Raw genomic sequence first — 6,321 nt, 5'->3', positions numbered from 1 at the left:
CCCGCCGGCGGGGACGGGCGGCAGGGGCCCCGCCGGCGGGTGGCCCGGCGGGTGGCCGTTCAGCAGGCTGCCCGGCCCCTGTCCGGGGGGCGGTGGCAGCGGCGCTCCCACTGCGTGCTGCATCCGGTGGCACTCCGTCTCGTACGGGCGACTGGCGCGTGGTGAAGGGCCGCGAGGCCGGCCAGGAGGGGAGAGTACCGGAGAGTACCGGGCCCGCCCCCCTTGCCCGGCCGCCGTGGGGTGAACGGCCGGGGAAGGCGGGAAGTGCCCGAAGTGGGCGGATTCGGCCGGGAACTGGCCGGAAGCAGGCGGTGTCAGCCGGCCGCGCCCGCGAGTTCCTCGGCCAGGGCCCGCAGCGCGAGCCGGTAGGAGCCGATGCCGAAGCCCGCGACGGTGCCGCTGGCGACGGCCGCGATCACGGAGGTGTGGCGGAACTCCTCGCGGGCGTACGGGTTGGAGATGTGCACCTCGACGAGCGGCGCGGTGCGCTGGGCGGCCGCGTCGCGCATGGCGTACGAGTAGTGCGTGAACGCCCCGGGGTTGATGACGACCGGGAGGGCGCCGTCGGCCGCCTCGTGCAGCCAGCGGACCATCTCGCCCTCGTCGTTGGTCTCGCGCACGTCGACGGCGAAGCCGAGCTCGGCGCCGAGCCGGGTGCACTCCTCGACCAGGCCCTTGTAGGAGGTCGAGCCGTAGACGTCGGGCTCGCGGGAGCCGAGCCGGCCGAGGTTGGGGCCGTTCAGCACGAGGACCTTGCGCGCCCCGCTCACGCGGCGATCTCCGCGTGTGCGGCCAGCAGCATCGCCGGGTCGGGGCCCTCCAGGACCGTGGGCTTGGCCAGGCCGTCGAGGACGATGAAGCGCAGCCGGTCGCCGCGGGTCTTCTTGTCGACCTTCATGGTCTCCACGAGCTTGGGCCACTGGTCGCCGCGGTAGGTGACGGGCAGGCCCACGGACGTGAGGATCGCGCGGTGCCGGTCGGCGGTCGCGTCGTCGAGGCGGCCGGCGATGCGGCCGAGCTCGGCGGCGAAGACCATGCCGACGGAGACGGCCGCGCCGTGCCGCCAGTTGTAGCGCTCGTTCTTCTCGATGGCGTGGGCGAGGGTGTGGCCGTAGTTGAGGATCTCGCGCAGGCCCGACTCCTTGAGGTCGGAGGAGACCACCTCGGCCTTGACCCGGATCGCGCGCTCGATCAGCTCGGCGGTGTGCGGGCCGGCGGGGGTGCGGGCGGCCTGCGGGTCGGCCTCGATGAGGTCGAGGATGGCCGGGTCGGCGATGAAGCCCGCCTTGATGACCTCGGCGAGGCCGCTGACGTAGTCGTGGACGGGCAGCGAGTCCAGCGCGGCCAGGTCGCACAGGACGCCGGCCGGCGGGTGGAAGGCGCCGACGAGGTTCTTGCCCTCGGCGGTGTTGATGCCCGTCTTGCCGCCGACGGCGGCGTCGACCATGGCCAGCACGGTGGTGGGCACGGCGATCCAGCGCACGCCGCGCAGCCAGGTGGCGGCGACGAAGCCGGCGAGGTCCGTGGTGGCGCCGCCGCCCACGCCGACGATGACGTCGGTGCGGGTGAAGTTCGTCTGGCCCAGGGCCTTCCAGCAGTAGGCGGCGACCTCGGCGGTCTTGGCCTCCTCGGCGTTGGGCAGCTGGATCGCGATGGCCTCGTAGCCCTGAGAAGCGAGGTCCTCGCGGATCGCCTGGCCCGTTTCGGCGAGCGCCTCGGGGTGGAGCACGGCGACCCGCCGGGCCTTGGTGCCGATGAGGCCGGGCAGCTCGCCCAGCAGCTGTCGCCCGACCAGGACCTCGTACGGGTCGGTGCCCGCGCTGCCGGCGACCTGGATGCGGGTGGGGGCGTCGGTCATGCGTTCCTCACTGCGTGGTGTCCTGTGTGCGGTCGCCGGGCACCGGCGCCAAGTGCAGGGCCTCCAGCACGGCGTCGGCGACCTCCTCCGGCGTGCGGCCGCCGGTGGCGACGGTGGCCCGGGCGACCTCCGTGTAGAGCGGGCGGCGGGCCTCCATCAGCTCGCGCCAGCGCTGCCGCGGGTTGACCGCGAGCAGCGGGCGCGGGGCGTCGAGACCGACGCGCCGTACGGCGTCGGCGAGCTCGACGTCGAGGAAGACCACGGGCAGCCCGGCGAGCAGGGCCCGGGTCCCGTCATCCATGATCGCGCCGCCGCCGAGGGAGAGCACGCCGGGGTGCTCGGCCACGGCGGCGCGCACGGCCCGCCGCTCCAGCTCGCGGAAGTGCGGCTCGCCCTCGTCGATGAAGATCTCCGGGATGGGCTTGCCCGCGGTCTTCTCGATGTCGGCGTCGGTGTCGCGGTAGCCGGTGCCCAGCCGCCGGGCGAGCAAGGCACCGATGGTGGACTTGCCGGCTCCCGGCGGGCCCACCAGCACGACGGCGGGCGCGGTCACTTGACGGCCAGGTTCTCGAGGTAGCCCTGGACGTTGCGGCGGGTCTCGGCGACGTTGTCGCCGCCGAACTTCTCCGCCACGGCGTCGGCCAGCACCAGGGCGACCATCGCCTCGGCGACGATGCCGGCGGCCGGGACCGCGCAGACGTCGGAGCGCTGGTGGTGGGCCTGGGCGGGCTCGCCGGTGGCCACGTCGACCGTGCGCAGGGCGCGCGGCACGGTGGCGATCGGCTTCATGGCCGCGCGGACGCGCAGCAGCTCGCCGGTGGACAGGCCGCCCTCGGTGCCGCCGGAGCGGCCGGAGGTGCGGCGGATGCCCTCCTCGGTGGAGACGATCTCGTCGTGGGCCTTGGAGCCGGGAACCCGGGCCAGCTCGAAGCCGTCGCCGACCTCGACGCCCTTGATCGCCTGGATGCCCATCAGGGCGGCGGCGAGACGGGCGTCCAGGCGGCGGTCCCAGTGCACGTGCGAGCCCAGGCCGACGGGGACGCCGTAGGCCAGGACCTCGACGACGCCGCCGAGCGTGTCGCCGTCCTTGTGGGCCTGGTCGATCTCGGCGACCATCGCCTTGCTCGCGGCCTCGTCCAGGCAGCGCACCGGGTCGGCGTCGAGCTTCTCGACGTCCGAGGGCTTGGGGTAGATCCCGAGCGGGGCCTTGGCCGCGGCGAGCTCCACGACGTGGGAGACGATCTCGATGCCCGTCGTCTCCTTCAGGTAGGAGCGGGCGACGGCGCCCAGGGCGACGCGAGCGGCGGTCTCGCGCGCGGAGGCGCGCTCCAGGATCGGGCGGGCCTCGTCGATCCCGTACTTCTGCATGCCCGCGAGGTCGGCGTGGCCGGGGCGGGGGCGGGTCAGCGGGGCGTTGCGGGCCATCGACGCCAGCTCCTCCGGGTCCACCGGATCGGCCGACATGACCTTCTCCCACTTGGGCCACTCGGTGTTGCCGACCATGACCGCGACCGGGGAGCCCATCGTCAGGCCGTGGCGCACGCCGCCGATGAAGGTGACCTCGTCCCGCTCGAACTTCATGCGCGCGCCGCGGCCGTAGCCGAGCCGCCGGCGGGCCAGGTGGTCCGCCACCATGTCCGTGGTGACCGGGACGCCGGCGGGCAGCCCCTCCAGCGTCGCCACGAGTGCCGGACCATGCGACTCACCGGCAGTCAGCCAGCGCAACCTGCTCAACGGGACTCCTCTTGCTCGCGCGCCTCGGATCGTGCGGCGACCGGATGCGCGGCCCCGGCCCGCCGTCTCCGATCCTCCCATGCCGGGCGGCTCCGTCCGCGCTCCGGTCCGGGTTGTGGAACGGACTGGGTCAGGTCGCGGTCAGCCGCGGGCGGCCAGCGCGGCCTCGCCGGCCGCCCGCATGGCGGCCAGCGGGGCGGGGGCGCGGCCCGTCATCAGCTCGACCTGGAGGACCGCCTGGTGGACCAGCAGGTCCAGACCGCCGAGGACGGTGCCGCCGCGCGCCGACCAGGCCGCAGCCAGGGGCGTGGGCCAGGGCTCGTAGAGCACGTCGAAGAGCGCGCCGGGACGGTCCGGGACGGCCTCCGCGAGGGCGTCGGCGGCCCCGGCGGGTGTGGTGGCGATCACCAGCGGGGCGGTGAGGGCCTCGGCGGCGCGGGCCCAGTCCTCGGTGCGGACGGCGACGCCGAGCCGCTCGCCCCACTCGCGCATCTCGGCCGCGCGGGCCTCGCTGCGCACGTAGACGGTGACCTCGCCGGTGCAGATGCCGGCGAGGGCGGCCAGGGCGGAGGAGGCGGTGGCGCCGGCGCCCAGGACGGCGGCGGAGGCCGCCTTCTCGACGCCGCGCTCGCGCAGGGCCGCGGCGATGCCGGGGATGTCGGTGTTGTCGCCGAGGCGGCGGCCGTCGTCCGTGAACACCACGGTGTTGACGGCCTCGACCGCGGCGGCGGTGGCGCTGACCTCGTCCAGCAGCGGGATCACCGCCCGCTTGAGCGGCATGGTCAGGGACAGCCCGGCCCAGCCGGCGTCCAGCCCGCCGAGGAAGCCGGGCAGCGCGGCCTCGTCCACCTCGAAGCGGTCGTACGTCCACTCCCCCAGGCCCAGCTCCGCGTACGCGGCGCGGTGCAGGACCGGGGAGAGCGAGTGGGCGATCGGGGAGCCGAGGACCGCCGCGCGGTGCCGTTGCGTCACTACGCGCCCTTCTTGTGTTCCTTGTTGTACCGCTCGCGGTTCTTGTTGTGCTCTTCGTTGGTCACCGCGAACAACGTCTCGTTCTCGTTGATCGAGACGAAGTAGTACCAGGGACCGGGCGCCGGGGCCAGCGCCGACTTCAGCGCTTCGAGGCCGGGGTTGTCGATCGGCCCGGGAGGCAGTCCCTTGATCTTGTACGTGTTGTACGGGTCCTTGAACTGCCGCAGGTCGCTGACCGCGCCGGTGTCGAGCGTCGAGGTGTTCTTGGCGTAGTTGACCGTCGAGTCGAAGTCGAGGAGGCCGTAGGTCTCCTTGTTGTCCGGCTTGAGGCGGTTGTAGATGACGCGCGAGACCTTGTCGAAGTCGTGCTTGTAGCGGCCCTCGGCCTGGACGAGGCTCGCCACGGTGATCACCTGGAGCGGCGACTTCAGGCCGAGCTCCTTGGCCTTGCCCTCCAGGTCCTGCTTGGCGTAGTTCTCCTTGGCCCGCGCGACCATCTGGCGGAGGATCTCCTCGGGCTTGGTGCCCTTGCCCGCGCTGTACTGCGACGGGAAGAGGAAGCCCTCCAGCGGGTCCTTGATGGCGGGGTCGGTGCCCGCCCAGTCCGGCAGGCCGAGGTTCTTCGCCTGGCTCTTGGCGGCGCCCTTGGTGGTGCCCTCGGCGAGCCCGAGCTTCTTGTCGATCGCGGCGTAGATCTGCCCGGCCCGCTGGCCCTCGCTGATCGTGAGGAAGTTGCCCGCGTTGGTCATCATCTCGACGGCCGCCGCGCCGGACATCTCCTTGTGCAGGGTGTACGTGCCCGGCTGGATGGCCTTCTTGGCCGCGGCGTTGGTGAAGGCGCCGACGCTCTTGACGACCCCGGCCTCCTGCAGGACCTTGCCCATCTCGGTCAGGCTGGCGCCCTTGGGGATCTCGACCTGGACCTGGCCGCTGCCCTGGCCCTCGTAGTCGGGCGCCGCGCCGAAGTGGGTCTCCCAGTAGTCGTACGCGAGGTAGCCGCCACCGCCCACGACGCCGAGGAGCACCACGGCGACCACGAGGCAGGCCGTGCCGCTGCGGCGCTTGTTCTTCTTGGGCTTCTTGGACTTCTTGCCGCCGCGGCGGTCGCGGCCGCGGGAGCGCTCCTCGCGCGGCTCGTCGTCCTCCTCGTCACGCGGCTCGTCGCCGGGCTCGCCGGGGCGGGCCGCGGCGGGAGGCAGGTCGTCGAAGAGGGAGATCTTCTCCTCGTCGGGCTCGGACCACTCCTGCTGCGGCTGGTAGGCCCCCGGGTGCTGGGGCTGCTGCGCCTGCGGCTGGGCCTGAGGAGGCACCTGCTGGCCGTGCGGCTGCTGAGGCTGCTGGTGCGGCTGCTGGTGCTGGGGCTGCTGCGGCTGCTGATGCTGCTGGTAGCCGCCGGGCGTGCCGTAGTAGTCGGCCTGCCCGCCGCCGTACGTGTCTCCGCCGCCCTGCTGGCCGTACTGCTGCTGCCCGCCCTGTGCGGGGTCCCAGCCGTACTGCTGCTGGCCGTGACCGTACTGGGGCTGCTGCGACTGCTGCGGGTGCTGCTGTCCGCTGTAGCCCTGGTCCCCGTACAGCAGGTCGTCAGGATGCCACGGTTGGGAGCCGGAGCCCCGGCCGTACTCAGTCATCGATCCCCTAGAGCCGCGCAGCGGCAGCAGGTGGGCGCTCCGAGGAGCGCGGTTCCCAGTCGTCCGGCCGCCATGTGTTCAGCGCGGAACGTTACCGTACTGCGATCAGATGACCACTTCGACGGTCTC

General features: G+C 73.3%; 6 protein-coding genes. All 6 read right to left on the bottom strand.

Annotated elements, in window-relative coordinates; genetic code table 11:
* Positions 1–314: 314 nt before the first annotated feature.
* On the bottom strand, positions 315–770 hold the full coding sequence (gene aroQ, locus ACSNOH_RS32690; RefSeq protein ID WP_436725081.1) for a type II 3-dehydroquinate dehydratase: 456 nt from the start codon (positions 768–770) through the stop codon (positions 315–317).
* Complete coding sequence (gene aroB / locus ACSNOH_RS32685) at positions 767–1,858, bottom strand: 3-dehydroquinate synthase (RefSeq protein ID WP_436725080.1); 1,092 nt, start codon at positions 1,856–1,858, stop codon at positions 767–769. The genes aroQ and aroB overlap by 4 nt, the downstream gene beginning before the upstream one ends.
* A 7-nt stretch (positions 1,859–1,865) precedes the next feature.
* A complete protein-coding gene (locus tag ACSNOH_RS32680) occupies positions 1,866–2,411 on the bottom strand; it encodes a shikimate kinase (RefSeq protein WP_436725079.1) in 546 nt (181 codons plus the stop codon).
* Positions 2,408–3,592, bottom strand: a complete 1,185-nt coding sequence (aroC, locus tag ACSNOH_RS32675; RefSeq protein WP_436725078.1) for a chorismate synthase — start codon at positions 3,590–3,592, stop codon at positions 2,408–2,410. The genes ACSNOH_RS32680 and aroC overlap by 4 nt, the downstream gene beginning before the upstream one ends.
* A 141-nt stretch (positions 3,593–3,733) precedes the next feature.
* Positions 3,734–4,564 carry a shikimate dehydrogenase gene (locus ACSNOH_RS32670; protein ID WP_436725077.1) on the bottom strand — a complete coding sequence of 277 codons (831 nt, stop codon included), beginning with the start codon at positions 4,562–4,564 and terminating at the stop codon, positions 3,734–3,736.
* Positions 4,564–6,192 (bottom strand): endolytic transglycosylase MltG, encoded by a 1,629-nt coding sequence (gene mltG, locus ACSNOH_RS32665; RefSeq protein ID WP_436725076.1) that lies wholly within the window; start codon positions 6,190–6,192, stop codon positions 4,564–4,566. Before mltG ends, ACSNOH_RS32670 begins: the two co-directional genes overlap by 1 nt.
* Between the last annotated feature and the right edge of the window lie 129 nt (positions 6,193–6,321).

This window comes from Streptomyces sp. URMC 127 (genome assembly GCF_051386535.1).
GTDB lineage: Bacteria > Actinomycetota > Actinomycetes > Streptomycetales > Streptomycetaceae > Streptomyces.
Note: the sequence above shows the minus strand (reverse complement) of the source record. Positions and strands in the feature narration are given on the sequence as shown.

Bases quoted from the DNA above. Each gene is read 5' to 3' on its own strand.
- aroB (WP_436725080.1), bottom strand. From the start codon at position 1,858: ATGACCGACGCCCCCACCCGCATCCAGGTCGCCGGCAGCGCGGGCACC.
- mltG (WP_436725076.1), bottom strand. From the start codon at position 6,192: ATGACTGAGTACGGCCGGGGCTCCGGCTCCCAACCGTGGCATCCTGAC.